General features: G+C 72.6%; 19 protein-coding genes. 6 read left to right on the top strand and 13 right to left on the bottom strand.

Annotated elements, in window-relative coordinates:
• Nucleotides 1-132: 132 nt before the first annotated feature.
• Nucleotides 133-1,698 (top strand): alpha/beta hydrolase, encoded by a 1,566-nt coding sequence (locus ACZ63F_RS36590; RefSeq protein WP_469717837.1) that lies wholly within the window; start codon nt 133-135, stop codon nt 1,696-1,698.
• A 7-nt stretch (nt 1,699-1,705) separates the two neighbouring features.
• On the opposite strand, the gene asnB is transcribed toward ACZ63F_RS36590, so the two are convergent.
• Nucleotides 1,706-3,544 (bottom strand): asparagine synthase (glutamine-hydrolyzing), encoded by a 1,839-nt coding sequence (gene asnB / locus ACZ63F_RS36595; RefSeq protein WP_469717839.1) that lies wholly within the window; start codon nt 3,542-3,544, stop codon nt 1,706-1,708.
• A 324-nt stretch (nt 3,545-3,868) separates the two neighbouring features.
• Entirely contained in the window at nt 3,869-4,648 is a 780-nt protein-coding gene (locus tag ACZ63F_RS36600; RefSeq protein ID WP_469717841.1) for an alpha/beta fold hydrolase, read from the bottom strand.
• A gap of 168 nt (nt 4,649-4,816) precedes the next feature.
• On the opposite strand from ACZ63F_RS36600, the gene ACZ63F_RS36605 reads away from it, so the two are divergent.
• Both ACZ63F_RS36605 and ACZ63F_RS36610 read left to right on the top strand, forming a co-directional pair.
• Nucleotides 4,817-5,911, top strand: coding sequence for a baeRF3 domain-containing protein (locus ACZ63F_RS36605; protein WP_469717843.1), 1,095 nt, complete (start codon nt 4,817-4,819; stop codon nt 5,909-5,911).
• A gap of 66 nt (nt 5,912-5,977) precedes the next feature.
• Nucleotides 5,978-7,003, top strand: a complete 1,026-nt coding sequence (locus tag ACZ63F_RS36610) for a Gfo/Idh/MocA family protein (protein ID WP_469717844.1) — start codon at nt 5,978-5,980, stop codon at nt 7,001-7,003.
• Here the strand turns inward: ACZ63F_RS36610 and ACZ63F_RS36615 are convergent.
• Complete coding sequence (locus ACZ63F_RS36615; RefSeq protein WP_469717846.1) at nt 6,993-9,020, bottom strand: phosphocholine-specific phospholipase C; 2,028 nt, start codon at nt 9,018-9,020, stop codon at nt 6,993-6,995. The genes ACZ63F_RS36610 and ACZ63F_RS36615 overlap by 11 nt on opposite strands.
• Nucleotides 9,021-9,160: 140 nt before the next feature.
• Nucleotides 9,161-9,574, bottom strand: coding sequence for an SsgA family sporulation/cell division regulator (locus ACZ63F_RS36620; RefSeq protein ID WP_351960993.1), 414 nt, complete (start codon nt 9,572-9,574; stop codon nt 9,161-9,163).
• A 347-nt stretch (nt 9,575-9,921) separates the two neighbouring features.
• Between ACZ63F_RS36620 and ACZ63F_RS36625 the strand changes: the two genes are divergently transcribed.
• A complete protein-coding gene (locus ACZ63F_RS36625) occupies nt 9,922-11,343 on the top strand; it encodes a PP2C family protein-serine/threonine phosphatase (RefSeq protein ID WP_469717848.1) in 1,422 nt (473 codons plus the stop codon).
• A gap of 80 nt (nt 11,344-11,423) precedes the next feature.
• On the opposite strand, the gene ACZ63F_RS36630 is transcribed toward ACZ63F_RS36625, so the two are convergent.
• On the bottom strand, nt 11,424-12,920 hold the full coding sequence (locus ACZ63F_RS36630) for a DNA-binding protein NsdB (RefSeq protein WP_351960991.1): 1,497 nt from the start codon (nt 12,918-12,920) through the stop codon (nt 11,424-11,426).
• A 266-nt stretch (nt 12,921-13,186) separates the two neighbouring features.
• Between ACZ63F_RS36630 and ACZ63F_RS36635 the strand changes: the two genes are divergently transcribed.
• Nucleotides 13,187-14,326, top strand: coding sequence for an aminoglycoside phosphotransferase family protein (locus ACZ63F_RS36635; RefSeq protein WP_469717849.1), 1,140 nt, complete (start codon nt 13,187-13,189; stop codon nt 14,324-14,326).
• Between the two features lie 267 nt (nt 14,327-14,593).
• Nucleotides 14,594-16,612, top strand: coding sequence for an N-acetylmuramoyl-L-alanine amidase (locus ACZ63F_RS36640; protein ID WP_469717851.1), 2,019 nt, complete (start codon nt 14,594-14,596; stop codon nt 16,610-16,612).
• Nucleotides 16,613-16,618: 6 nt separating this feature from the next.
• On the opposite strand, the gene ACZ63F_RS36645 is transcribed toward ACZ63F_RS36640, so the two are convergent.
• The 8 genes from ACZ63F_RS36645 to ACZ63F_RS36680 all read right to left on the bottom strand — a co-directional run bounded on the left by ACZ63F_RS36645 (nt 16,619) and on the right by ACZ63F_RS36680 (nt 25,675).
• The gene (locus ACZ63F_RS36645; RefSeq protein WP_351960988.1) at nt 16,619-17,116 is read right to left on the bottom strand and encodes a glycosyltransferase family protein; all 498 of its coding nucleotides are present in this window, start codon (nt 17,114-17,116) and stop codon (nt 16,619-16,621) included.
• A 322-nt stretch (nt 17,117-17,438) separates the two neighbouring features.
• Complete coding sequence (locus ACZ63F_RS36650) at nt 17,439-20,102, bottom strand: ATP-binding protein (RefSeq protein ID WP_469717853.1); 2,664 nt, start codon at nt 20,100-20,102, stop codon at nt 17,439-17,441.
• A 130-nt stretch (nt 20,103-20,232) separates the two neighbouring features.
• Nucleotides 20,233-21,132 (bottom strand): universal stress protein, encoded by a 900-nt coding sequence (locus ACZ63F_RS36655; protein ID WP_469717854.1) that lies wholly within the window; start codon nt 21,130-21,132, stop codon nt 20,233-20,235.
• A gap of 156 nt (nt 21,133-21,288) precedes the next feature.
• Nucleotides 21,289-21,531, bottom strand: coding sequence for a DUF397 domain-containing protein (locus ACZ63F_RS36660; RefSeq protein ID WP_352358273.1), 243 nt, complete (start codon nt 21,529-21,531; stop codon nt 21,289-21,291).
• Between the two features lie 83 nt (nt 21,532-21,614).
• On the bottom strand, nt 21,615-22,781 hold the full coding sequence (locus ACZ63F_RS36665; protein WP_469717856.1) for a thiolase domain-containing protein: 1,167 nt from the start codon (nt 22,779-22,781) through the stop codon (nt 21,615-21,617).
• Nucleotides 22,778-23,824 carry a thiolase domain-containing protein gene (locus ACZ63F_RS36670; RefSeq protein WP_469717857.1) on the bottom strand — a complete coding sequence of 349 codons (1,047 nt, stop codon included), beginning with the start codon at nt 23,822-23,824 and terminating at the stop codon, nt 22,778-22,780. Before ACZ63F_RS36670 ends, ACZ63F_RS36665 begins: the two co-directional genes overlap by 4 nt.
• The gene (locus tag ACZ63F_RS36675) at nt 23,824-24,765 is read right to left on the bottom strand and encodes a Zn-ribbon domain-containing OB-fold protein (protein ID WP_469717860.1); all 942 of its coding nucleotides are present in this window, start codon (nt 24,763-24,765) and stop codon (nt 23,824-23,826) included. Before ACZ63F_RS36675 ends, ACZ63F_RS36670 begins: the two co-directional genes overlap by 1 nt.
• A 109-nt stretch (nt 24,766-24,874) precedes the next feature.
• Complete coding sequence (locus ACZ63F_RS36680; protein ID WP_469717861.1) at nt 24,875-25,675, bottom strand: crotonase/enoyl-CoA hydratase family protein; 801 nt, start codon at nt 25,673-25,675, stop codon at nt 24,875-24,877.
• Nucleotides 25,676-25,701: the final 26 nt, after the last annotated feature.

Consider the following 25,701-nt stretch of genomic DNA (forward strand, 5'->3'; position numbering starts at 1 on the left):
GAGCCCGTTTAGGGGGAGAAAAAACCCTGGACCGGTTCCGCCAAGAAGTCTCCGTGGAGGCCCGCGGTGCCTGCCGTTCCCCCCCCCCCCCCCCCCCTTCGCCCCCCCCCCCCCCCCCCCCCGGCAGCGCTGGTGCTGCTGGGCGGCGGGCTGCCCGCGACCACGGCGGCCGAGGGCGGCGGGGAGCAGCCGGACCTGACCCTGTTCTACCGGCAGAAGGTCAGGTGGGCGGCGTGCAAGGACGTGGAACTGCCCAAGGACATGCAGTGTGCCAGGGTCACCGTCCCCCTCGACTACGCACGGCCGGCCGCGGGCACCCTCGATCTGGCGCTGGCCCGCTACCGGGCGACCGGGAGGTCGCGGGGCTCGGTGCTGCTGAACTTCGGCGGCCCGGGCGGCTCGGGTGTCAGCCAGCTCGGGCAGGACGGCAAGGAGTTCATGAGCCTGACCAACGGCTACGACGTGGTCGGCTTCGACCCGCGCGGGGTCGGCCGCTCCTCCCCCGTCAGCTGCGGCGAGGACACCGGCGGCCCCGCGGACGGCACGAGCGCCGACGAGCCCCCCGACGTCGCGCGCCCGCAGGCCCTGATGAAGGAGCTGAAGCAGCTCACGCTCCGGTGCACCAGGAACTCCGGGCCGGTGCTCTCCCACATAGGCACCGTGAACGCCTCCCGGGACCTGGACGTCATCCGCCAGGCGCTCGGCGACAAGAAGCTGAACTACCTGGGCTTCTCCTACGGCACCAGGCTCGGCGCGGTGTACGCGGCGCAGTTCCCCTACAACGTGGGCCGGGTGGCGCTGGACGGAGTGGACACGGTGACCGAGTCGCTGGCCGAGCAGGGGGTGGCCGGGGCCCGGGGGCAGCAGGCGGCGCTGGACGACTTCCTGGACTGGTGCGTCACCGACCGGGGGTGCCCGTTCGGGCAGGACCGGCGCAAGGCCGGTGAGGCGGTCGTGAAGCTGGTGCGCTCCCTCGACGAGGACCCGGTGCCCTCCGACTTCGGCGGCCCGTTCACCGGCCAGGACCTGGTGGACGCCATCGGGCAGGGGCTCTACGGCAAGGACCTGTGGCCGCTGATGGAGCGGGCACTGGTCTCGCTGATCGACGACGGAGACACCCGCGGGCTGCAGAACCTCGCCGCCGGCGGCTCCGCGCTGCCGCACGGACAAGGGCACGGATCCGGGCACGGGCACGGGGGCGGGCTCGTGGACAGCGCGGACATCCCCGTGGACAACCTCTCGGCCGCGCTGATGGCGGTCAACTGCGCCGACGACCCGGACCGGCCGGGCGCCCTGCGGCTCACCCGGGACGTCGCCCGGCTGAACCAGGAGTACCAGCAGGTGTCCCCGGTGTTCGGCCGGTTCCGGCTGACGCAGGTGCTGCTGTGCTACGGCCGGCCGCGCGGCACGGACTTCATCCGCAAGAAGGTGAAGGACGTGCCCTCCGCGCCGATGCTGCTGGTGGGCACCCGCGGTGACCCGGCGACGCCGTACAGCTGGACGGTCGAGACGGCGAAGCGGCTCGGTCCGTCGGCCGTGGTGCTGGACAACCGGGGCGACGGCCACACCGGGTACACGTCGTCCAGGTGCGTGCGCGGCAAGGTCGACGACTTCCTGCTCTACGGCACGCTGCCGCCCGACGGCAGCTCCTGTCCGGCGGACGGTGACGGCGGCTCCGTCACCGGCTCGCCGGGGTGAGGCCCGCTCAGGAGAGGGTGAGCTCCGGGTCGTACAGGTCGATCCAGTGGGCCAGGTCGAGGGTGCGTTCCAGACCACGCCGGTCGGCCTGGGTGCTCAGCTCGGTCCGGTGGGCCGCCCGGTCGGCCTTCTCCCGGTCGACGAGGTCGAACACCCGGTGGTCGGGCCGGGCGACCAGGTCCTTGACCTGCTCCTGGAGGGCGCGGCCGTACTCCGGGTCCTGGGTGGACGGGTAGGGGCTCTTGACCCGGTCGTACACGGACTGCGGGAGGACGTCCCGGGTGGCCTCCCGGAGGAGGGTCTTCTCGCGGCCGTCGAAGGACTTGAGGGCCCAGGGCGCGTTGTAGACGTACTCGACGAGCCGGTGGTCGCAGAACGGCACCCGGACCTCCAGGCCGACGGCCATGCTCGTCCGGTCCTTGCGGTCGAGCAGGATGCGCACGAAGCGGGTGAGGTGCAGGTAGCTCATGCGCCGCATCTGGAACTCGAAGTCGCTCTCGCCGTCCAGGCGTTCGACGCCGGTGACGGCGGAGTGGTGGGCGTCGGCGATGTAGTGCTCCAGGTCGAGGGACTTGGCGAGGTCCGCACGCAGGACGCCGGCGTCGTCGCCGAAGTGCCGGGCGAACTGGACGAGCCAGGGGAAGGTGTCGGCGGTGCGCGCCTTCTCGTCGAAGAACTGCAGGTAGCCGCCGAACACCTCGTCGGCGGACTCGCCGGACAGCGCGACGGTGGACTGGTCGCGGACGGCCCGGAACAGCAGCAGGAGCGAGGTGTCCATGTCGCCGAACCCGGCCGGCAGGTCGCGGGCCCGGATCACCCGCTCGCGGACCGCGGGGTCGGCGAGGCTGGCCACGTCGAGGACGATGTCCTGGTGGTCGGTGCGGGCCAGGCGGGCCACGTCGTGCACGAAGGGGGTGTCGGGGGTGGTGCGCAGTTCGTCGGCGACGAAGTTGTCGGTCCTGCCGACGAAGTCGACGGCGAAGCTGCGGACCTTCTCGCCCTGCACGGCGAGCTGTCGGGCGGCCAGCGCGGTCATGGCGGAGGAGTCGAGGCCGCCGGAGAGCAGGGTGCAGCGGGGCACGTCGGCGACCAGCTGGCGGCGCACGATGTCGTCGAGGAGTTCACGGACGGTGGCGACGGTGGTGGCACGGTCGTCGGTGTGCGGGCGGGTCTCCAGCCGCCAGTAGACGCGGGTGCGCAGTCCGTGGCGGTCCACGGTGACGACGGTGCCGGGTTCTACCTCGCGCATGCCCTCCCACACCGCGTGTCCGGGAGTCTTCACCATGGTGAACAGCTCGCGCAGGCCGTCCAGGCCGACCCGGGGGCGGACCAGCGGGTTGGCGAGGATCGCCTTGGGCTCGGAGCCGAACAGGACGCCGTCCGGGGTCGGGTACATGTAGAAGGGCTTGATGCCCATCCGGTCGCGGATCATCACGAGCTTGTCGTGGCGGCCGTCCCAGACGGCGAAGGCGTACATGCCGTTGAGCCGCTCGGCGATGGCGTCGCCCCACTCCACATAGCCGCGGAGCACGACCTCGGTGTCCGAGTCGGTGGTGAACTCGTGGCCGCGGGCGGCGAGTTCGCGGCGCAGCTCGGTGAAGTTGTAGGCCTCGCCCGAGTAGACCATCGCGACGGTGCCGGCCGGGGTGCGGACGGTCATCGGCTGACGGCCGCCGGGCAGGTCGATGATCGCGAGCCGGCGGTGCCCCAGGGCGGCGGGGCCCTCGCTCCAGGTGCCCCGGTCGTCGGGGCCGCGGCAGGCCATGGTCTCCGTCATTGCATCCAATGCGCGGTTCTCGGTGGTGAGGTCACGGTCGAAGGAGACCCAGCCGGTGATGCCACACATGCGCTACCTCCTGCTGCCGGTCAGCCGGGGAAATGCGCGCCACCTGCGGTTCCGCGGCGCAGGCAATTGCCCGAGCGAACCACTTGTATTCAGCACCTATATAGCGAGCGTGCGCCCGGGACCTCGGCCGGTCAACCTGGCCGTAACACGAACGGAGTACCTCACCCCCACTTTCGGACGCGCTTTGCCCGCGCGAGGCCCGCAAAGCCGCCTCACAGCGGGCCCCGAGTGCCGCGAACAGGCCAAGCGCAAAAAGTTTCCCAAACGGGTCGGCGCCGCGGCTTTCGCCGGGCGCCGGTCACCAGGTGCTGTCGGGAGCTCGCGCTACGCGGCCGGGGCCAGGAACCTGTCCAGCACCGCCGTCAGCTCGGCCGGCCGCTCCACCGGAAGCTCGTGGCCCGCGTCGATGATCCGGACCTCCGCGTCCGGGTAGGCCTTGGCCATCCGCAGCATCTGCCCCACCGGCAGCTGGATGTCGTGATAGCCGTGCACCATCAGGGTGGGCGCGGTGATCTCACCGGCCCGGTCGAGGACGTCGAAGGCCCGCATGGCGCCGTACAGCGTCATCACGACCTCGCGCGGGGTGCCGGCGGACGCGCGGACGTACTCCCGGATCTGTTCGCGCGGGTAACCGGGGGCGAAGGCGCGCTGGATGTTGGCGGCGACGAACAGCTTGAACGGCACGAGGGTCGAGGCCGCCATCAGCAGCCCGCGGCCGCGGCTGTACGTCATCCGCCCGATGGAGTTGACCAGGACCATCCGCTCGACCCGGTCGGGGTGGGCCAGGGCGAGGGTCTGGGAGATCATGCCGCCCATGGAGTGGCCGACGGGGACGAAACGGTCCACCTCCAGGTGGTCGAGGAGCGCGACCACGTCCTGGGCCAGCTCGGCGACCGTTTTCACCCCGGCCCCTGTGCTCTCGCCGTGGCCGCGCAGGTCGAGCCGGATCACCCGGCGGTCCGCGGCGAAGTGCGCCACCTGGTGGTCCCAGCGGTGCCGGTTCGCGGTCCAGCCGTGGATGAACACCAGCGGCGCGGCGCCACCGTCGCGGGGGCCCTCGTCGTCGTACGTCAGTGCCGCTCCGTCGACTTCGAGCTGCGGCATGCGGGCCTCCTGGGGCGTGATCCGGTTACTGCCGGGTACGGTAACCGGCCGTCCCGGCCGCCGTCACCGGCCGCCGGGACTCAACACGGTTACGGCGCGCCCCTGATCCGAAGGCGCCGGAGAATTACCCCAAATGCCGCAATGGCGAATCGGTCCTATGGTGCTGATATGGAGCACGCACTCAGTCCTTCGACCCTTGCCGAGCTGCGCCGCCCGCGCCCCTATCCGGCCGTGTCGGTGCTGACCCCGACGCACCGCCGTGAGCCCGACAACGCCCAGGACCCCGTCCGGCTGCGCAATGTCGTGGCCGAGGCGAAGAAGCAGCTGGAGGCGGATCCCGCGGTCACCAGGGACCGGCGCTCCGACGTGGTCGGCCAGCTCGAACAGGCGCTCGCCGAGGTCGACCTGACATACACCGAGGACGGCCTGGTGATCTTCGCGGCGCCGGGTGAGCACCAGGTGTGGTCGCTGGCCCGCAGCGTGCCCGAGCGCGTGGTGCTCTCGGACACCTTCCTGACCCGCAACCTGGTCTCGGCGCACGCCGCCGAGCGCCCGTTCTGGGTGCTGTCGATCTCGGCGGACCGCGTCACGCTGTGGAACGGCGGCACCGACCGCGTCACCGAGAGCAGGACCGGCGGGTTCCCGATGGACCGCCCGCAGCGGAACTTCGACGCCGAACGCCAGGAGCAGATCGGCGACACGCCCAGCACCTTCCGCGACGAGGGCACCAAGCACTTCCTGCGGGACGCGAACACCGCGATGGCGGCGCTGCTGCGCGACGAGCCGCGGCCGCTGTACGTCACCGGAGAGCAGGCCGCCCTCTCCCTGTGGGAGGAGCTCGGCAACGTCGCCAGACACAGCATCCCCGTGCGGCACGGCGGTCTCTCGCACGCCGGCCCCGAGGCCGTGTGGCAGGCGATCGCTCCGCTTCTTCAGGCGGAGAACCGCCGGAGCACCGCGTCGGTGACCCGGGAACTCGAGTCCGCGCGCGGTCACAAGACGTTCGCGGCCGGTGTCGACGAGCTCTGGCAGAGCGCCCGTGAGGGCCGGGTCCGGCTGCTCGCCGTCGAGGAGAACTACCGCGCCACGGTCCGCGACGACGGCGACCACCTGGTCCCGGCCGCCAGCGGTGACCTGGACGCCCGCGACGACATCGTGGACGAGATCGTCGAGCAGTGCCTGGAGACCGGCGCCGACGTCCGCTTCGTCCCGGACGGCACCCTGGGCGACGAGAACGGCATCGCCGGCGTGCTGCGCTACTGACGGGCCCCTCACCCGGCCGACGTAGGCTCTGGAGCGTGATCGTCGGCCGAGAGGGAGTGTGTGGGCGTGGCTGAGTTGCTGGGCGTCGCGGTGCTGGGTGCCGGACACATGGGAGCCGACCACATACGACGGCTGGACCAGGTGGTGAGCGGTGCGCGGGTGGCCGCGGTGGCCGACCCCGACCTCGACCGCGCCAAGGAAGCGGTGGCCGCCCTGGACGGCGTCACCGTGCACGCGGACCCGCTGGCCGCCCTGGCCGCGCCAGGCGTCGACGCCGTGCTGATCGCCTCTCCGGGCCCGGCGCACGAGGAACCGCTGCTCGCCTGCTTCGAGCGCGGGCTCCCGGTGCTGTGCGAGAAGCCCATGGTGCCGGACTCCACCGGTGCGCTGCGGGTGGTGGAGGCCGAGGCGGGGCTCGGGCGCAGGCTGGCGCAGATCGGGTTCATGCGCCGCTACGACGCCGAGTACGGGCGCCTGAAGTCGCTGCTGGACGGCGGCGGCCTGGGCCGGCCGCTGATGCTGCACTGCACCCACCGCAACGTGTCCTCGCCGCCCGGCTTCACCAGCGCCATGCTGATCAACAGCTCGGTGTCGCACGAGATCGACGCCGCCCGCTGGCTGCTCGGCCAGGAGCTGACCGCGGTGACCGTGCTGCGGCCGCGGCCCTCCGCGGGCGCCCCCGAGGGGCTGCTCGACCCGCAGCTGGTGCTCTTCGAGACCGACGGCGGCGCCGTCGTCGACGTCGAGGTCTTCGTGAACTGCGGCTTCGGCTACCAGGTGCGCTGCGAGGCCGTGTGCGAGCAGGGCAGCGCCCGGATCGGCGAGGACCACACCATGCTGGTCACCGCGGCCGGCGGCGCCCGCGAGGAGGTGGCCCAGGACTACCTGGTGCGGTTCGCCGACGCCTACGACCGCGAGGTGCAGGCCTGGGTGACCGCCACCCGGCAGGGCCGGGTCACCGGACCCAGCGCCTGGGACGGCTACGCCTCCTCCGTCGTCGCCGAGGCCGGGGTCCGGGCGCTGGAGAGCGGCGGCCGTACGGCCGTCGCTCTCGCCCCGCGCCCGGACCTGTACGCGGACGTCAGCCGCTGACGCTGGCGGCGCCCGTCTCCAGATGGCCGGTGAACCGGCGCGACCAGGTCGCGTCGGCGTCCACCGTGACCGTGAAGTCGTACCAGCCGCTCTGGTACGCGACGGCGTTGAAGTAGTCCTCGGTGGAGGCACCCGCCGCGACCGTGTACGTCCAGGGGCCGTCGGTGCGGTAGTTGTTCGAGGTGATGGTGAACTTGACGGACGCGGAGCCGGTGTTGGCCATCTTGAACCACACGGCGAGCTTGCCGGTGCCGGGCTCCACGGCGTAACGGGTGCTCACCTCGGCCGACTTGCCGGCCTTGGTGGCGTCGCCCTGGAAGCGGCGCAGGAAGCGGTTGGGGCCGACCATGGTGATGTCGTACTTGCCGGCGCCGTTCCCGGTGCCGATGTTGAAGTAGTCGGAGGCGGTGGAGCCGCCGTCCACCGTGTACTGCCAGGGCGTGGTGTCCCGGTAGGCGTTCGGGTGGAGGGAGAAGTGGGCCGGCCGGGTCGCCGGGGTGCCCTGGTTGGCCATGGTGAACCAGGCGCGGATCGTGCCGCCGGTCCCGAACTCCAGGTGGTCCAGGTAGCCGTTCGGCTGGTAGGGCAGCGCGCGGGCCGGGCGGCTGCCGGGCTCCTGGGCGGGCAGCGCGTTGCCGGTGGGCACCGGGTTGGGCAGCGGACCGCAGGTGGAGTAGCCGATGACGCCGGTCGCGGGCAGGGAGACGGCGCCGTGGACCGGGTTGGCGAAGTCGAAGACGCCGGTCAGGTCGCCGCTCACGGCGCGTCGCCAGGTGCTGATGTTGGGACAGTTCGCCGGTGTGCCGAGAGCCGCCGTCCAGGTCTCCAGGAAGCGCAGCACCGAGGTGTGCTCGAAGACCTCGGAGGAGACCCAGCCGCCGCGGGTCCAGGGCGAGATGACGATCATCGGGACCCGGAAGCCGAAGCCGTACGGCACGCCGTTCAGGAACTCGCCTGCCGTGCCGGCGGGCGGCGCCGGCGGCGGGACGTGGTCGAAGTAGCCGTCGTTCTCGTCGTAGTTGAGGAACAGGACGGTGGAGTCGAAGACGTCCGCGTCGGCGGCGAGGGCCTGGTAGACCAGGTTGACGAAGTGGGCGCCGTCGCCGGGCGGGGCGTAGGGGTGCTCGGAGAAGGCCTGGTTGGCGACCACCCAGGAGACCTGGGGGAGGGTGCCTGCGACGACGTCGGCCCTGATCGCGGCGGCGATGTCGTCGGGAGTGGAGCCGGTCACCGCGGGGACGGAGGACATGCCCCGGTCGTGGAGCGGGTTGCCGGCTCCGGCGTTCGCGAAGTTCTTGAAGTACGCGCAGCCGTTGTCCCCGTAGTTGTCCTGGGCGTTCTGGTAGACCTTCCAGGTCACACCGGCGCCCTGCAGGGCCTCGGCGTAGTTCTGCCAGGTCAGGCCCGACTCGTCGCCGCCGTCGTAGCTGGCGGAGTCTACCTTTCCGCTCCACAGGTAGGTGCGGTTGGGGCCGGTCGCGCTGAGGGTGGAGCAGAAGTAGGCGTCACAGATCGTGTAGTTGTCGGCGAGCGCGTAGTGGAAGGGGATGTCGGCGCGGTCCAGGTAGCCGAGGGACCGCACGTTGCCGACGCCCGCGACCCAGTTGTCGAGGCGGCCCTTGTTCCACGCGGAGTGCTGGGAGGACCAGGAGTGCGGGAGGTCACCGTTGCACTGGGCGAGGGTCTCGCCGTCCTTGCCGCCCGCGTCGGGGGTGGCGCTGAGCTTCCACGGGTACTGGCGGCCCGTACCGTTCGGCTGGTTGAAGACCGGATGGCCGCCGCTCAGGGTGATGCCGCTGCGGTCGGCGAAGCCGCGGACGCCCTTGAGGCGCCCGAAGTAGTGGTCGAAGCTGCGGTTCTCCTGCATGAGGATCACCACGTGCCCGACGTCCGAGATCGTGCCGGTCGCCGTGCTCTGTGCCGTGGCCGCGGTCCGCGGGCCGGCGGCGCCCACCGTCATGCCCGCCGCAACGGAAGCGCCCAGTCCCACGAAGCCTCTTCGGCTGATCGGTGTCATTCGCCCCGTCCTCGTCACCGGTGCGCCCGTGCGGCGCACCGCGCGCCAGGGTGCACGGGGCGGTCGGCAGGCTCCGGGCCGGATCGGTGAGGCGGGAGTGAACAGAAGTCAAAGTCCGGGTCGGTAGCGCCCCGTTCGCCTCACACGCCCCCGAAGAGCGTGCTCAGGCCCCGTTCCACCACGGCCTCGACGTCCTCCTGCCCCGGGGCCACCACCTCGTGGGTGCGCTGCAGGAACCGGAACAGCGCCTGGGTGTCGAACTGGAGCAGGGCGAGGCCGTGCGGCGAGTGGAACTCCACGGCCGTACGGCCCGGGCCGCAGGGCCAGATGTGGACGTCCCCGCGCCCGGCCGGGGCACTGAGCCCCTGGTCGAGGAGCGAGCGGGCGAAGGTCCAGGTGACCTCCTCGCCGCCGAGGGTGACCTCGGCCGGGAAGTCGACGAAGACGGCCAGCGGATCACCGGAGGTGTACCGGAGCGTGGCGGGCACCGGGACCTCCTCGTCCTCGGCGGTGATCAGCCGGGCGCGGGCGGCTTGCTCGAAAGAGATGTCCATGCCTGTAGGACTCCGGGAAGGCTCCTCGCATGACGCGAATTCCGGACAGAGTTGCCGCGGTTGGCCGAGACCGCGACACTGTGAACACAGAGGCGTCGAACAACCGCCCGAGCGCGACACGGAGAGCTCGCGGAGTCCGCCGAATCACGTAGTCCCACTACGACTCGTACCGCCACTCGCGTACACCTTTGACGGGCCTCGACCAGCCCATGAAGACTCTGGCATATGCCAGAAGCACCACCTCATCGTGTGTTGCCAAATCCCTTACGGGGCGTCGCAGGCTGTGCAACAGTCGTAACCGGTCCCCCCGTCCGCCTTGGCCGTTCAGTCCCCGCATCGGAGTGCTCATGCCGTCCCATGTCTCCGCGGACCGCCCCGCAGCGCAGCCGCCCGGGCGCGGCTCCGTCGAGGCGTTGATATCGCAGACGCGGCGGCTCAAGGGCGACGTGGACGCGGTGCGGCGGGACACCCGGAGTTCGGGTTCGGACTCCGAGGAGCGCTGGCAGCGGGCCCTGTACGACCTGGCACTCCATCAGCTCAACGACCTGGACGAGCACTTGGCCCAGTTGCGGGACGGGCCGGCGCCCCTGCCGGCCGGCGCGGAGACCGCACCCGCCGGCGGTGCCCCGCCCGCCGCGGGCTCGCTGCTCAGCCGGGTCGGCAGCGCGGAGTGGAACCTCCTGACGGACGAGGCGAGCTGGTCCGGCGAGCTCTTCCAGATCCTCGGCCGCGATCCGGCCGCGTCCGCGCTCACCCTCGACGAACTGCCCGCCCTGGTCCTGGACGAGGACCGGCCCCGGCTGACCGCGATGGTCACCGACTGCCTGGTCGACGCCAAACCGATCGACGGCGAGTTCCGCGTCCTGCGGCCCGACGGGAACGTGCGGACCGTCCACATGATGGGCGAACCGGTGCTCGACGGCGACGGCGCCACCGCCTCGATGTGGGCCGTGCTGCGCGACGTCAGCGAACTGCGGCTCAGCCAGCGGACGGTGCGCGAGACCCGCGACACGATGCAGCGGCACCGCCGCCGGGCCGAGACCGAACAGCGGCTCGCCGTCGCGTTCCAGGAGGCCGTGCTGCCGCCCGGACACGATGCCCTGCGGCTGCCGGGCCGGGGTCCCGGCACGCTCGACGTCGCCGCCCGCCACCTGCCCGCGGGGGCCGGAACCCTGCTGGGCGGCGACTGGTACGACGCGCTGGAGCTGTCCGACGGCGACACCCTGCTGAGCGTCGGCGACCTCACCGGCCACGGCGTCGCCGTCGCCTCGGGCATGACGATGCTGCTGGGCGCCGTACGCGGGATGGCGATGGCCGGCACCCGGCCGGGGCAGCTCATGTCCCTGCTGAACCAGTTGCTCGACGCCACCGTGCAACCGGCGCTGGGCAGCGCGGTCTGCTGCCGCTACCGGCCCGCCACCCGCACCCTGACCTGGGCGCAGGCAGGACACCCCGCCCCGCTGCTGTTCCGCGGCGGGACGGGGCGTGCGCTCAGCGCGCCGGACGGTGTGCTGCTCGGTGTCACCTCGGGAGCCGGTTACGGGCAGGCCGAAGTCACCCTGGAACCGGGCGACCTGCTCCTGCTGCACACCGACGGAGTGGTGCCCGGGCACAGCGGAGCGGACTCCCTGGACGTACTCCTCGGCCTGGCGCCCCGGTTCGGGGCGGCGCGCACCGCCCAGGACTGTGTCAGGGCCGTGGTCGAGGAGTTCGGCGAGGGCGGGCGCGCGGATGACGCCTGCGTGCTCGTCGCCAAGGTGAGTGAGTAGGCGGGCAGAGCGCAGCGCAGGGAGAGGCAGCGGGTGCCGTCCTGCTGCGATCAGCCGGCTCGTGTCGAGCGCACCGGCCCCTACGCCTGCGCGCTGTTGTGGTTCCCCTTGGTCCTGGCCCTGGGCAGGGCCAGCTTGATCTCCTCCCGCAGTTCCTGGATCCTCGGGTAGCTCGCGTACTCGGCGGTGAGCCGGTACATCTCGCGCAGCCGGTCCCAGGTGCGGTGGGAGGAGTTCGACCCCATCGACATCAGGGCCAGCCGGGCGTAACGGTCCGCCTGTTCGGGATCGTCCGCGATGAAGCAGGCGGAGGCCATGGACAGGAAGTCGAAGATCTTCGACCGCTGCCGGCCGTCCACCCGCAGGGCCAGTGCCTTCTCCGCGTAGTGCTGGGCGTGCACGGCCGCGGCCGGGTCGTGCTCGGCCAGTGTGCGGTAGGCGAGGGCCTGCATGCCGTACAGGTCCTCTTCCTTGAACATCTGCATCCAGCTCGGCGGCGGCACGTCGCCCCGGTCGGAGACGAACAGGTCCTCCGCCTGGCCGAGGGTGCGGCGCATCGCCTGGCCCTTGCCCATCGACGCCTGTGCCCAGGCCTCGATGGTGTGGAGCATCGCCCGGGTGCGCGGCAGCACCTCGTCGCCGGAGCCGGACTTGGCGAGCTTCATCAGGTCCAGTGCGTCGTCGGGCCGGCCGAGGTGCACCATCTGGCGAGCCGCTCTGGAGAGCGCCTCCCCGGCACGCGGCCGGTCGCCGCCCTCACGGGCCGCGTGGGCGGCGATGACGAAGTACTTCTGGGCCGTGGGCTCCAGGCCGACGTCGTGCGACATCCAGCCCGCGAGGACGGCGAGGTTGGCGGCGACGCCCCACAGGCGCCGCTGGAGGTGCTCGGGGTGGCGGTAGGCGAGCATGCCGCCCACCTCGTTGAGCTGTCCCACCACGGCCTTGCGCTGGAGGCCGCCGCCGCGGGCCGCGTCCCAGGCGCGGAACACCTCGACGGAGCGCTCCAGTTCCTCCATCTCCTCGGACCCGATGGGGGCGGCCTCGTAGCGGTCGAACCCGGCGGGGTCGGCGTGCAGAGGATCGTCGAGGACGGGGGCGTCGGCCTTGAGTGTGGGGTCGGTGTGCAGCCACTCGTACATGGCGCTGCTGAGTACGGATCCCGCGGTGAGCGCGGCACCCGCGCCCACCAAGCCGCGTCGGTTGAGCATGAGGTCCATTCCCGTGAATTCGGTGAGGACCGCGGCGGTTCGTTCGGGCGCCCACGGCATGCCGTCGGGATGTTCCACGTTCCCGTCGTCCGGCCGTTTTCCCGTACGCCCGTGCCGTACCAGACCGAGGTCCTCGATGGTCACGACACGGCCGAGACGCTCGGTGAACAGAGCCGCCAGCACCCGCGGCACCGGATCGCGCGGGATCTCGCCCGTGTCGATCCACCGCCGCACCCGGGAGGTGTCGGTCGCCAGCTGGGGGTGGCCCATGGCCGCCGCCTGCCGGTTGACCAGCCTCGCGAGTTCGCCCTTGGACCAGCCGGCCAGGCCGAACAGGTCCGAGAGGCGGGTGTTGGGTTCTCCGGTCACGTCAAGCCCCCAGGTTCTCGGCTGAGTTGACAGTAGCCCGGTGCCGGTTGCCGGGCGACTATTCGCCACGGTTCGCCAGGGTGCGCCAGATGGTGTGCCACTGGGCAACGGGTGTCAGGTAGGAACGCGCCACCCCGACCCGGTCGCCACTCGACGGGCACACTCCCCAGGGTGTGCCCGGGCGGCCGGGACGGGCTGGGCGCGAGAACCCCTCACAGGACTTCTCAGGCAGGCACCGCAGGCACACGAAGGGATCTGTATCTCCCATGTACGCAGCATCGTCCTCCGTGTCCGCTCCCCCCCGGTCGCTGCGCCCCCGCCCGGCGGGCGGCGGACCCTACCTCGACCCCGCGCGTCCGGGGGCCGCCGTACCGGTCGTGGGCCGGCCGCGGCGCCCGGCGGGTCCGGGCACCCAGCCCCTCAGCGGCAGACTCGACCTGTCCGGCCCCCAGGGCGCGCAACTGCGCACCGCGATCGCGTCGGTGCACCGGATCTGCCCGGAGTTCGCTCCGGTCCAGGTACTGCGCCGCACCGGCCGGTCGGTGATCCTCGTCGGCACGACGGGGCGCAGCACGGCCGTGGCGAAGTGCCTGCTGGACCACTCCCCCGCCTGGGCGGAGCGGACCCGCCACGAAATAGCCGCATACCGCTCGTTCGTCCGGCACCGGCCGCCGATCCGGGTGCCGAGGCTGATCGCGGCGGACCCGGACAACTGCACGCTGGTGATCGAGCGGATGCCCGGCCGGGTGGCGGCGGTCCAGCGCCACCCGGCGGAGGCCCCGCCCCGCGCGGACATCCGGGCCGCGCTGGGCGCGATCTGCCGGCTGAACGCGTGGCGGCCCCCGGCGGGCACCTTCGACGCCCCGGTGGACTACCCGGCCCGGATCGCCCGGTACCACGAGCTGGGTCTGCTCACCGACCGGGACATGGGCGACCTGCAGAAGCTGCTGCACGGCATCGCCGTCGCGGCGGGCCGCCAGGGGATGGGCCAGTTCTGCCACGGCGACGCCCTGCTCTCGAACATCCTGCTGTCCCCGGCCGGTCCAGTGCTGGTGGACTGGGAGCACGCGGGCTGGTACCTGCCGGGGTACGACCTGGCCACGCTCTGGTCGGTCCTCGGCGACGCCCCCGTGGCGCGCCGGCAGATCAGCCAGATCGCCCAGTCGGCGGGGCCGGCCTCCCGGGACGCCTTCCTGGTGAACCTGATGCTGGTCCTCACCCGGGAGATCCGGACCTACGAGACCGCCGTGCAGCGTTCGATGCACGACGCGACCCCGGCGGCACCGGGTACGGCCCACCCGGGCGCCGCGCCGACCGGCGAGGAACAGCGGCTGCTGCTCCGGCGGCTGCACGACGACTGCCAGCTGGCCCGACGGGCCGTGCGCGCGGCGGTCGGCACTCGCTGACGGGGACGAGGATCCGCGGTGCGCTCAGGGCAACTGCGCGCCGCGGATCCTCGCATGTCCGCGGGGGGTGTCACGGCCGTCCACTGGTGTACGCCACTGACGCCCCGCAGGCCTGCGGACCGCCACCACGAAACTCCCACGATCACCGCATGACATGGGAATTCGAGTCTCTCTGGGCATGATTGACGGATCGTCGGCAAGCCGGTACCACTGAGCCACGCTCAGCCCCGCACGCCCCGTCGCGCCCCATCGCCCCAGGAGGCTGCATTGCGAGGATCCGTCACCGAGCCCGCACCCCCGTGCAGCGGCAGACGCAGGCGCAGGACGGCCGGAGCCGTCGCCGCCGCGGCCCTGCTCCTGCCGCTGCTGGGCGCCGCACCCCCACCGGACACCGACGAGTCGTCCGCCGGACTGCTCCAGCAGGCGTTCGCGTCCGCCGCCGCCGAGTACCACGTGCCGCAGAGCGTGCTGCTCGCCGTCTCCTACCTCCAGTCCCGCTGGGACACCCACGGCGGAGCGCCCAGCGTGACCGGCGGCTACGGGCCGATGCACCTCACCGACGCGCACACGGCGCTCGCGACGGCCACCGAGCACTTCGCCGACGGCACCGAGGACGCCCGCGGCGACAGCGCCCGTCCCGCTCTCCACCCCAGCGTGCAGGTCCCGCCGGGCTCCGCGCTCCCGGCGCGTCTCAAGACCCTGACGAAGGCCGCCGGGCTGACCGGGCTCCCGGCCGAGCGGCTGCGCACCGACGCGGCGGCGAACGTGGCCGGCGGTGCCGCGCTGCTCGCCGCCGCCCAGCGGGACCTGCACCAGCCGCTCAGCGCCGATCCGGCGGACTGGTACGGCGCGATCGCCCGTTTCTCCGGCGCCGACGACACGGCGACCGCGGCGGCGTACGCCAACGACGTGTTCGACGTCCTCCACACGGGCGAACAGCGCACCACCGACGCGGGACAGGTCGTCGCCCTCGCCGCCCAGCCGGAACTGCGGGCCGACACCGCGCAGCTGGAGCTGACCGGGCTGCGCACGACGGCGGCGGACGACGGGACGGAGTGCCCGGCAACGGTGTCGTGCGAGTGGATCCCCGCGCCCTACGCGCAGTTCGGGGACAACGACTACGGCAACCACGACCTCGCCGACCGGCCGGCCTCGCAGAGCATCAAGTACATCGTCATCCACGACACCGAGGGCTCCTGGGACACCACGATCAAGCTGGTCCAGGACCCGACCTATGTGTCCTGGAACTACACCATCCGCTCCACCGACGGTCTGATCGCCCAGCACGTCAAGGCGAAGGACGTGGCCTGGCACGCGGGCAACTGGTACATCAACGCGAAGTCGATCGGCATCGAGCACGAGGGCTTCCTCGCCTCGCCGGACGCCTGGTACACGGAGGCGATGTACCGCTCCTCGGCCCGGCTGGTGAAGTACCTCTCCGAGCAGTACGGCATCCCGCTGGACCGGCAGCACATCCTCGGCCACGACACGGTGCCGGGCCCGACCACGTCGACGATCCCCGGGATGCACACCGATCCCGGCCCCTACTGGGACTGGCGGCACTACTTCGAACTGCTGGACCACCCCTTCAAGCACAAGGCGGGCAAGAAGCACCGGGTGGTGACGGGCGGTGTGGTCACGATCCTGCCGGACTACGCCACGAACCAGCCGGCGTACACCGGCTGCGTCACCAAGGGCCAGCCCTGTGCCGCGCACGGGTCCGGCGAGGTCCGGCTGTACTCCGACCACGACGTGAACTCGGCCCTGATCAAGGACATCGGCATGGGCACGACGCCGACGACCGACGTGAACGACCTCTCCTCGCGGGCCTCCACCGGCCAGCAGTACACGGTGGCGGACACCTGGGGGGACTGGACTGCGATCTGGTACCTCGGGCAGAAGGCCTGGTTCGAGAACCCGGCCGGCGCCCCGGCGGCGGTCGCCTCGACCGGCGTGGTGATCACGCCGAAGGCGGGCCGGACCGGCATCCCGGTGTACGGCCGCGCCTATCCGGAGGCGTCCGCGTACCCCTCCGGGGTACCGGCCCAGTCGGTCTCACCGCTGCCGTACACGATCCCGGCGGGTCAGAAGTACGTGGCCGGTGACGAGGTGCCCGGCGAGTACTACTACGCCGTCACCTTCAGCACGGACTCGCACAAGGTCGTGGTCGGCAAGGACCTGTACTACGAGATCCAGTACGGCCACCGGGTCGGGTTCGTCCGCGCGGCCGACGTCGACGTGGTGCCGGCCGCGAAGGCCGGACGGCACCACGGCCACGGGAGGTAGCCGGCCTCAGCCCTGCTGGAAAAGCTCCGCCGGGAGCGGCTTCAGCAGGGCGTACAGGTCGTCGGTGATCGGGCGGTCCCAGGCCGCGATGGTCACCAGGACGCCGTCGCTGCGGTCGAACTGGACGCAGGAGATCCGGCTCTCGGAGAGCTTGAGGCGGCGCACGATCAGCAGGTTGTCGCCCTGCAGGACCGGCATGTCCTCGGTGCCGACGACGGTGACGTCCTCGTCGTTCTCCAGGGCGAGGAGGAGCTGGCCGACCTCGAAGGGGATCTCGTCCTCCTCCACCTCGCGGGCCGGGGAGCCCTCGGGGAGGTTGCCGATGATCATCGCGGGGCCGCGGCCGCCGAAGAGGTCGTAGCGCAGGAAGACGCCCTGGCAGGTGCCGTCGGGCGCGGGCAGCAGCCCGGCACCGAGGTTGCCGGGCCAGTCACCCGGGTCCATGGCCAGAACGTCGAATTCGGGGCCGGCGGGCGTGGCGCTGCGGCGACGGAGGAACGACATGCGGTCCATGGTACGGGGCCGGGGTTGTGGGGCGGGGATCAGTTCCGGCTGCGGGTCGGCCGATGTCCTCCACCTGACAGGAGGCCGACGCCTTCGCCGTCACCGCGCCCTTTGCACAACCGTCCCTTCCCCCTCGGCCGGCACTCCCGCTCCGCCGCACTCTTGATCCGCCGCAGCGGTGATCAGCCACGACGGTGGTGCTCGGCGGTGCCGTCCCTGGCGGTGTTCACCGTGGTGATGGGCGGTGCTTCGGCAGGTGCGGCGCCGTCGTGGCTGGTCGCGCAGTTCCTCGCGCCCCTGGGTGTGCCGTCGCCAGCGCCCGTTACAAAGTCGCCGTCTCCGTCGCGGACAACTCGGTGCGCGCCGCTTCCGCCAAGCCGTCCGCCTCGCACTGCACGGCGGTGTCCAGACCCCTGCGCAGCAGTCCGGCGTCGCGGAGTTCCGTGCCCAGGCTCACCAGGGCGCAGGCCAGCTCGTAGGCCGCCGGGGAGCGCTCCAGGTGGGCCACCGACTCGCGCAGGTACGCCAGGCGGGCCTCGCCCGACGAGACGTCCGCCGCCGTCCGCAGGGCCTGGCCGATCGCGGAGGGGGCGCCGAAGCGGCGGGCGTGGGCCAGGGCGGCCAGGGCGGTGGTGAAGGCGCGTTCGGGGGCGTCGTGGGCCTCGGCGCGGGCCAGGTGGAGCTGCCAGGGGCACCAGGAGGGGTTGCGGATGCCGCGTGGCTCGAGGCGGCGCCCCGCCGCGGCGAGCTCGGCCGCCGCGTCCTTCGGGAGGCCGCGGGCGAGCAGCAGTTCGCCGTAGACCGTCTGGGCGTCGGGGAAGACCACGGCCGCCGGGAAGGGCTCCCGGAAGGCGTGGTCCTCGGCGAGGCGGGCGGCCTCGCCGGTGCGGCCGCGGGCCAGCAGGGTCTGGACGAGGATGCCGACGGCGTACCAGTGGGCCGGGGTGCCGGGTCCGACGCGCTCGGCGAGGCGCAGGCCGGAGCGGGCGTGCTCCTCGGCCTCGGCGAGGCGGCCGCGGCGGTAGCGGACGTAGCCGAGGAGGGTGTAGGCGAAGGAGAGGTGGGCGCCGCGCCAGCCCTGTTGTTCGAAGTCGGCGATCCCGGCGGCGAAGAGTTCCTCCGTGCGGTCGGGCCGGTCGGCGTACATGAAGGCCAGGGCGACGAGGACGGGCACCTCGAAGCCGCGGTCGGCCTCGGCCCAGCCGAGGCCGCCGGCCAGGGCGCGTTCGGCGTGGTGGAGGGCGACGTCGGCGGGTTCGCCGCGCTGGATGGCGTCCCAGGTGCGCAGCCCGATGACGTACCGCTCGGTGAGGTCGCGGCCGCGGAGGCGGTCGGCGAGCCGGGTCAGGCGCCGGGAGCGGGAGGGGTGGTCGGGTTCGTCGGCGCGGAAGGCGTCCCACATGAACTGTTCGGAGAGCATCCGAAGGCGTACGCGGGCGTCGCCGGTCACCTGGATCTCGCGGGCGAGGGTCTCCGAGGCCTCGGCGAGGTGGTCGCTGTGGGCGAGGACCTGGGAGAGGCGGTAGACGATGTGGTGGCGCAGGGCGGGCTCGGCGATGGGTTCCTGGAGGGCCGCGCGCAGGTGGTTGACGGTGGTGGCGGGCTCGGTGAGGAGGGAGGCGCTGCCCAGTTCGTGCAGGACCGCGGCGCGTTCCCTGGGCGGCGGGGGTTCGCGCAGGGCGCGGGCGAGGTAGGCGCGGGCCGTGTCGGGGGCGCCGGCCCGGAGGGTCTCGCCTGCGGCGGCGCGCAGCTGCCGGACGACCCAGGTGTCGCCTTCGGGGTGGGTCTCCAGGAGGTGGCGGGCGGCCGCGGTGGCGCCCTGGCCGTCGTCGGTCACGCACCAGGCGGCCTGGCCGTGCAGGGCGACCCGGGTGGCGGGCGGGATGGCCCGGTAGACGGCGGTGGCGATCAGGGGGTGGACGAACTCCAGGGTCTCGGCGCCGGTGAGGATCCGGGCGTCGCGCAGGGCGTCGGCGGCGTCCGCGGCCTCCTCGTGGCCGAGGCCGGCCACGGCGGCGGCGAGCGCGGGATGGATCTCGGTGCCGAGGACGGCGCAGGCCCAGGCGAACCGGACGGTGGAGGGGCCGAGGCGTTCGAGGCGGGCGATCAGCCCGCTGCCCTTGACGGCGGCGGCGAGGTCGCGCAGCAGGGGTGCGCCGGCCTCGGTGGGGTCCAGGCCCCGGTCGCAGACCTTCGCGGTCAGCTCGACGGCCTCGAAGGGGTTGCCGGCGGTGACGGCCCAGCACTCGTGGCAGAAGGCGTCGTCGGCGTGGTCGCCGAGGCTCTCGCGGACCAGGCCGGCGACGGCGTCGGCGCTGAGCGGTTCGAGGCCGTGCGGGCGGCCGCCTGCCCGGCCGGGCAGGCCGCGGAACGCGTCGGCGTGCTCGGGGAGTTCGTCGGGCCGGTACGCGACGACGACGAGCAGCGGGAGTTGCTCGGCGCGCGGTGCGAACGCGGCGAGCCAGCCGAGGGATTCGGGATCGGCCCAGTGGGCGTCGTCGAGCACGAGGACCATCGGCGCCTGGCGCACGGCGAGGTGGGTGAGCACCCAGTCGAGGCCGTCGCGCAGGCCCTGCTGGTCGGGCGGGGCGCCGTCGGTGGGGGCGCACAGGCCGAGGGCGGGACCGACGATGTCGTACCAACTGCCCAGCGAGGCGCGGAGTTCGGCCTCCGGTGCGCCGGCGAGGCGGGGTTGCAGGAGCTGGCGGGCGACGTGGAAGGCGACGCGCTGCTCCTGGTCGCCGCCGCGCGCGGAGAGCACGGTGCAGCCCTGGGCGGCGGCGCGGCGGCGCACCTCGGCGAGCAGGGTGGTCTTTCCGATGCCGGCCCGGCCGGCGAAGGCGAGCAGCGCGCCGCGCGGCCTCCCGCCCGGTGCCGCGCCGTCCGCGCGCAGGCCGGTGAGTTCGGCCAAAGCCTCGTCGACGGCCGCCAGTTCACTGTCGCGCTCGTAGAGCGTCCGCCGGTTCCGCAGGACCCGCTGTCCCATGACCACCCCCCGCCACGGTGGTACGCGAGCGCGGGGAGCGGCGCGCACCGTGGCTTGCAGGCAGCTCAGCGTACGCCCGACTTCGGTGATCCGCTCCCTACTGACGGTAACTGCGCGACGGGACTTGACATCACTCCTGCGGTGCCGGCGGGACGACCGCGATGGGCGCGGCCGCGTGCAGCAGCACGGCGTGGGTGACGGAGCCCATCATGCGGGCCGGGGCGAGCAGCCGCCGGCGGTGCCGGCCGACGACGACCAGGGCGGCGTCCTTCGAGGCGGACACCAGCAGGCCTGCCGCGTCGCCGGGCAGTGCGAGGACGTCGGCGCGCAGGTCTGGGCGGCCCTCGAGGTGCGGGGCGAGGAAGCCCTCGGCGAGGGTGCGGGTCTCCTGCTCGACCTCGTCCTGGCCGCCGGCCGGCGGGACGAGTTCCCCGGCCGCGAACCAGCTCTGCGCAGGCCACGGGTAGGCGGCGAGCACCTGGAGCCGGGCGCCGCGCCGGGCGGCCTCCGCGAGGGCGAAGGCGAGGGTGGCGTCGTCGGGGCTGTCCACGTCCAGGCCGACGACGACCCGCGGTCCGGGCTCTGCGGGCAGTTCCTCGTGCACCTCTCGCCCCGGCCGGGGGACGACCACCACCGGGCACGCGGCGTCGCGGGCGGCGGCCATGCCGCTGGAGCCGAGCAGCAGGCTCGCGAAGCCGCCGCGGCCCCGTGAGCCGAGCACCAACAGCTGTGCGTCGGCGCCCAGTTCGGGTAGCAGTGCACTCGGAGCGCCCTCCAGGGCGACGTACTCGACGGTCAGCCCGACGGCACCGGTGGACAGCCGGTCCCGGACCTCTTCGAGCACGGGGTCGCCGCCCTCGTCCGGTTCGCCGGCGACCAGGACGTCGGGCTGCCCCCAGGCGGCGTACTGACGGACGTGCACCACCCGCAGCGGTGCGTCCCGCTGGCGGGCCGCCTGTACGGCCCAGTCCAGGGCGCGCAGGCTGTCGTCCGACCCGTCCGCCGCGGCGATGACCGGCGCTGCGCTCATCGTTCCTCACCTCCGGATTACGACCTTCCCCGTCCGGGGCCAGCCTGTCGCAGGCGGCGGCCCCGGAAGGGCGCTGCTGGTCACGTGTCCGGAAATCCTTGCGGAACGCCCCCTGGTTCACCTCTCTGCCGCAGTGGCGGCACCGGGGGCGGGCGCTCAGGTCAGGTCGAACTCGCCCTCCCGGGCCCCCGACACGAAGGCACCCCACTCGGCGGGGGTGAAGATCAGGGAAGGGCTCTGGGGGCTGCCGCTGTTGCGCATCGCGATGAATCCCTCGACAAAGGCGATCTGGACATCCCCCAGGCCCCGGCTGCTGGACTGCCAATCGGCCCCGCTGAGGTCCAGCTCCGGCTTCTCCCAGCCCAGTGCCGGCTGCTGCTGGATGGTGCTCTCGGCCACGTCCGTGCTCCTCCCGAATTCGTCGTCCGCGGCCAGCCTAGCTTTCGCTTCCGGCACTCAACAGGCCACGTGAACGGGTCCTTTCAGTTGTCGGGTGCCGTGGCGCCGACGAGCCACATGGAGAAGAACTGGGAGCCGCCGCCGTAGGCGTGCCCGAGCACCTTCCGGGCACCGTCCACCTGGTGTTCTCCGGCCTGGCCGCGCACCTGGAGGGCGGCCTCGGCGAACCGGATCATCCCGGAGGCGCCGATCGGGTTGGTGGACAGGACGCCGCCCGACATGTTGACGGGGAGGTCACCGTCGAGTTCGGTGACCCCCGATTCGGTGAGTTTCCAGCCCTCGCCCTCGTCGGCGAAGCCGAGGTTCTCCAGCCACATGGGCTCGTACCAGGAGAACGGCACGTACATCTCGACGGCGTCGATGTCCCGGCGCGGGTCGGCGATCCCCGCCTGCCGGTAGACGTCGGCGGCGCAGTCCTTCCCGGCCTGCGGCGACACGGCGTCCTTGCCGGCGAACAGGGTCGGCTCGCTGCGCATGGCCCCGCCCAGCAGCCAGGCCGGCGGCTTCGTGGAACGGGCGGCTCCGGCTCGGTCGGTGAGGACCATGGCGCAGGCGCCGTCGGAGGAGGGGCAGGTCTCCGAGTAGCGGATGGGATCCCAGAGCATGGGGGACGCCTGGACCTTCTCCAGGGTGATGTCGTGCTCGTGGAGGTGGGCGTAGGGGTTCTTGAGCGCGTTGCGCCGGTCCTTGTAGGCGACCAGCGAGCCCACGGTGTCCGGGGCGCCGCTGCGCCGCATGTAGGCCCGCACGTGGGGTGCGAAGAATCCGCCCGCCCCCGCCAGCAGTGGTTGCTGGAAGGGGATCGGCAGGGACAGCCCCCACATGGCGTTGGACTCGGACTGCTTTTCGAAGGCGAGGGTCAGCACGGTGGAGTGGACCCGGGCGGCGACCAGGTTGGCCGCGACGAGTGCGGTCGACCCGCCCACCGAGCCCGCGGTGTGCACCCGCATCATGGGTTTGCCCACCGCTCCGAGCGCGTCCGCCAGGTAGAGCTCCGGCATCATCACGCCCTCGAAGAAGTCGGGCGCCTTGCCGATGACCACGGCGTCGATGTCGGCCCAGTCCAGTTCGGCGTCGTCGAGGGCACGTCGCGCGGCCTCGCGGACGAGCCCGGCGATGGACACGTCCCGGCGGGCCGCCACGTGCTTGGTCTGGCCGATCCCTGTGACGGCCACGGGCTCCTTGCTCATCGGGGATCCCCTTCGAGTACGGCGACCAGGTTCTGTTGCAGGCAGGGCCCGGAGGTGGCGTGGGCGAGGGCGCGGTCGGACTCGCCGCGGTGGATGCGGGCGGCGGCCTCGCCGACGCGGATCAGTCCGGCCGCCATGATCGGGTTGGCGGCGAGGGCCCCGCCGGACGGGTTGACGCGCACGTCGTCGCCGAGCCGCAGCGCCTTGCGCAGCACGATCTCCTGCGAGCTGAACGGTGCGTGCAGTTCGGCGGTGTCCACGGGCCGTTCGAAGGCGCCGGCCTTCTCGGCGGCGAGCCGCGCGGACGGCGAGTCGGTCAGGTCGCGGACGCCGAGGCCGTGCGCCTCGATGCGGTGGTCGATGCCCCGGATCCAGGCGGGCCGGTCGCACAGCTCCCGGGCCCGCTCCCCCGCCGCGAGGATGACCGCGGCGGCGCCGTCGCCGATGGGCGGGCAGTCGCCGGTGCGCAGCGGCCGTACGGTGTAGTCCCCCTGCGGAACCGAACCTCTCAGCTGTGCGTGGGGGTTGGCGGCCGCGTCCGCCCTGTTGCGGGCGCCGACGGCGGCCAGCGCGGGCTCGTCGGTCTCCCCCGCGTCGATGAGCGCCTGGGCCTGGAGGGCGGCGAGGGCGACGGAGTCCGGCCAGAGGGGGGCCAGGTAGTAGGGGTCGAGCTGGCGGGTCAGCACGTCGCGCACCGAGCCGGGTGAGGACTTGCCGTAGGAGTAGACGAGCGCGGTGTCCGCGTCCCCGGTGAACAGCTTGGTCCAGGCCTCGTACAGGGCCCAGGCGCCGTCCATCTCGACGTGCGACTCGGAGATGGGCGGCCAGGCGCCGACGCCGTCGAGGGCGAGGGTGAAGGAGAAGGCGCGGCCGGCCAGGTAGTCGCTGGAGCCGGAGCAGGTGAAGCCGATGTCGGCGGTCTTCAGGCCGGTCTGTCCGAGCACGTCGTGCAGGACCGGCATGAGCATCTCGACCTCGGAGAGGTCGTCGCTGGTGCGGCGGTGGTCGGTCTGCGCGAAGGCGACCAGTGCTATGTCACGCATCACAGCAGCTCCTTGTACGTCTCGTAGTCCGCGTCGGGCTCACCGGTGGGCCGGTAGTGGTCGGGGTAGCGGGCCCCCTCGGTCCACACGGGTTCGACCCTGAGCCCCATCCGCACCTGGTCGTAGGGGATCCCGCCGATCCGGCCGTGCAGGGCGAGGCCGGCGCCGTCGAGGGCGATGTGGGCGTAGACGTAGGGCACCTCGATGTCGAGGTTCTTCGCCTTGATGTTGACGATGCAGAAGGTGGTGACCGTGCCGCCGGGCCCCACCTCGACCTGTCCCGATGTGGCCACCCCACAGGTGGGGCACGCACCCCTCGGCGGGACGTACACCTTCCGGCAGGAGGGGCAGCGCTCGCCGAAGGTCCGCCGGGAGGAGAGCGCCTCGATGTAGGCGGACTGGGCACGGCCGGGCGAGTAGGTGTAGTCGAGGCGGGCGTGGGCGACGATCCCGTGCACCGGGTCCTCGAACTCGCCCGCATGGACGGTGACGAAGGTGTCCTCGCCGTCGTACGGCTCGAAGCAGGCGATGTCGGTGATGGCGCCGGAGCGCTCCTCGGCCCAGCGGATCCGGACCCGCATGCCGGTGTGCACGGTGTCCGGTCCGGGCGCGTCGAGGGCGTGCAGCAGGGCGGTGTCGGCGCCGTCGAGCCGGACCAGGACCCAGGCGAAGGGGGTGCCGAGGGGCTGGCCGCGGCGGGGTTCGTGGTTCCAGGCCCAGGTGGTGACCGTGCCGGTGGTGGCCACGGGCACGAGGTCGCGGATCTCCTCGGCGGTCACGGGGTCGTACTCGACGGGCGGCACGAGCGTGCGGCCGTCGCCGGTCCTCACCCCGAGTACGACGCGTTCACGCAGCCCGGTCAGAAACGCGCTCTGGACGGGGCCGAGGGACCGGGTGAAGGGGAACTCGACGACGAGGGGTGCTTTGAGGACTTCGGGCATGGGGGCTTGCCTCCTTGAGGTCGGTGCGGGTGTCGCCCCTTCTTTTGGGGGCGCGGGGAACTGCGCGACCAGCCACGTACGGCCCGCAGGGTCCGGCGCACCCCGGGTCTCACTCGCGCTGGTAGACAGGCGCCCGCTTCTCCGCGAACGCACGGGCACCTTCCTTCGCATCGGCCGTGTCGAAGACCGGCCACCCCCGCTTGAGTTCGGCGGCCAGCCCGTCCGCCTCCGTCATCTCGGCCGTCTCGTACACCGACGCCTTGACCGCCTCGACCGCCAGCGGCCCGCACGCGTTGATCTGCTCGGCGATCTCCAGCGCCTTGTCGAGCGCCGAGCCGTCCGGCACGACGTGCCCGACGAGCCCGATGTCCGCGGCCTCCCGGGCGCTGTACGGCCGCCCGGTGAGCAGCATCTCCAGCGCGTGCGTGCGCGGAATCTGCCGCTGGAGCCGTACCGTGGAACCGCCGATCGGGAACAGCCCCCGCCGGACCTCGAAGAGCCCGAACGTCGCGGACTCGGCCGCCACCCGGATGTCGGTCCCCTGAAGGATCTCCGTGCCGCCCGCGACGCAGTGGCCCTCGACCGCGGCGATCACCGGTTTGCGCGGGCGATGATGGCGGAGCATCGCCTTCCAGTGCAGGTCGGGGTCGGCCTTCAGCCGGTCGCGCAGGTGCTCGCCCGCCATGTCCTGCCCGGCCAGCGCCTTGAGGTCCATCCCGGCGCAGAAGGCACCCCCGGCCCCGGTGAGCACGACCGAGCGGACGCCGTCGTCCTCGTCGGCCTCGATCCAGCCGTCGTACAGGCCGACGAGCATGGAGATCGAGAGCGCGTTCTTCGCCTCGGGCCGGTTGAGCGTGAGCACGAGTGTGGCGCCCTCGCGCCGCACGGTGAGGTGTTCCGTCCCAGCCATGGACCCTCTCCCCTCCGGAGGGGATC

The organism is Streptomyces sp. NPDC104761, assembly GCF_055583445.1.

What these genes read in the sequence shown, in the direction of transcription:
- ACZ63F_RS36605 (WP_469717843.1), top strand. Translation starts at nt 4,817, where the DNA reads ATGGAGCACGCACTCAGTCCTTCGACCCTTGCCGAGCTGCGCCGCCCG.
- ACZ63F_RS36645 (WP_351960988.1), bottom strand. Translation starts at nt 17,116, where the DNA reads ATGTCGTTCCTCCGTCGCCGCAGCGCCACGCCCGCCGGCCCCGAATTC.
- ACZ63F_RS36655 (WP_469717854.1), bottom strand. Translation starts at nt 21,132, where the DNA reads ATGAGCGCAGCGCCGGTCATCGCCGCGGCGGACGGGTCGGACGACAGC.
- ACZ63F_RS36600 (WP_469717841.1), bottom strand. Translation starts at nt 4,648, where the DNA reads ATGCCGCAGCTCGAAGTCGACGGAGCGGCACTGACGTACGACGACGAG.
- ACZ63F_RS36635 (WP_469717849.1), top strand. Translation starts at nt 13,187, where the DNA reads ATGTACGCAGCATCGTCCTCCGTGTCCGCTCCCCCCCGGTCGCTGCGC.
- ACZ63F_RS36670 (WP_469717857.1), bottom strand. Translation starts at nt 23,824, where the DNA reads ATGCGTGACATAGCACTGGTCGCCTTCGCGCAGACCGACCACCGCCGC.
- ACZ63F_RS36675 (WP_469717860.1), bottom strand. Translation starts at nt 24,765, where the DNA reads ATGCCCGAAGTCCTCAAAGCACCCCTCGTCGTCGAGTTCCCCTTCACC.
- ACZ63F_RS36680 (WP_469717861.1), bottom strand. Translation starts at nt 25,675, where the DNA reads ATGGCTGGGACGGAACACCTCACCGTGCGGCGCGAGGGCGCCACACTC.
- ACZ63F_RS36620 (WP_351960993.1), bottom strand. Translation starts at nt 9,574, where the DNA reads ATGGACATCTCTTTCGAGCAAGCCGCCCGCGCCCGGCTGATCACCGCC.
- ACZ63F_RS36650 (WP_469717853.1), bottom strand. Translation starts at nt 20,102, where the DNA reads ATGGGACAGCGGGTCCTGCGGAACCGGCGGACGCTCTACGAGCGCGAC.
- ACZ63F_RS36625 (WP_469717848.1), top strand. Translation starts at nt 9,922, where the DNA reads ATGCCGTCCCATGTCTCCGCGGACCGCCCCGCAGCGCAGCCGCCCGGG.
- ACZ63F_RS36615 (WP_469717846.1), bottom strand. Translation starts at nt 9,020, where the DNA reads ATGACACCGATCAGCCGAAGAGGCTTCGTGGGACTGGGCGCTTCCGTT.
- asnB (WP_469717839.1), bottom strand. Translation starts at nt 3,544, where the DNA reads ATGTGTGGCATCACCGGCTGGGTCTCCTTCGACCGTGACCTCACCACC.
- ACZ63F_RS36665 (WP_469717856.1), bottom strand. Translation starts at nt 22,781, where the DNA reads ATGAGCAAGGAGCCCGTGGCCGTCACAGGGATCGGCCAGACCAAGCAC.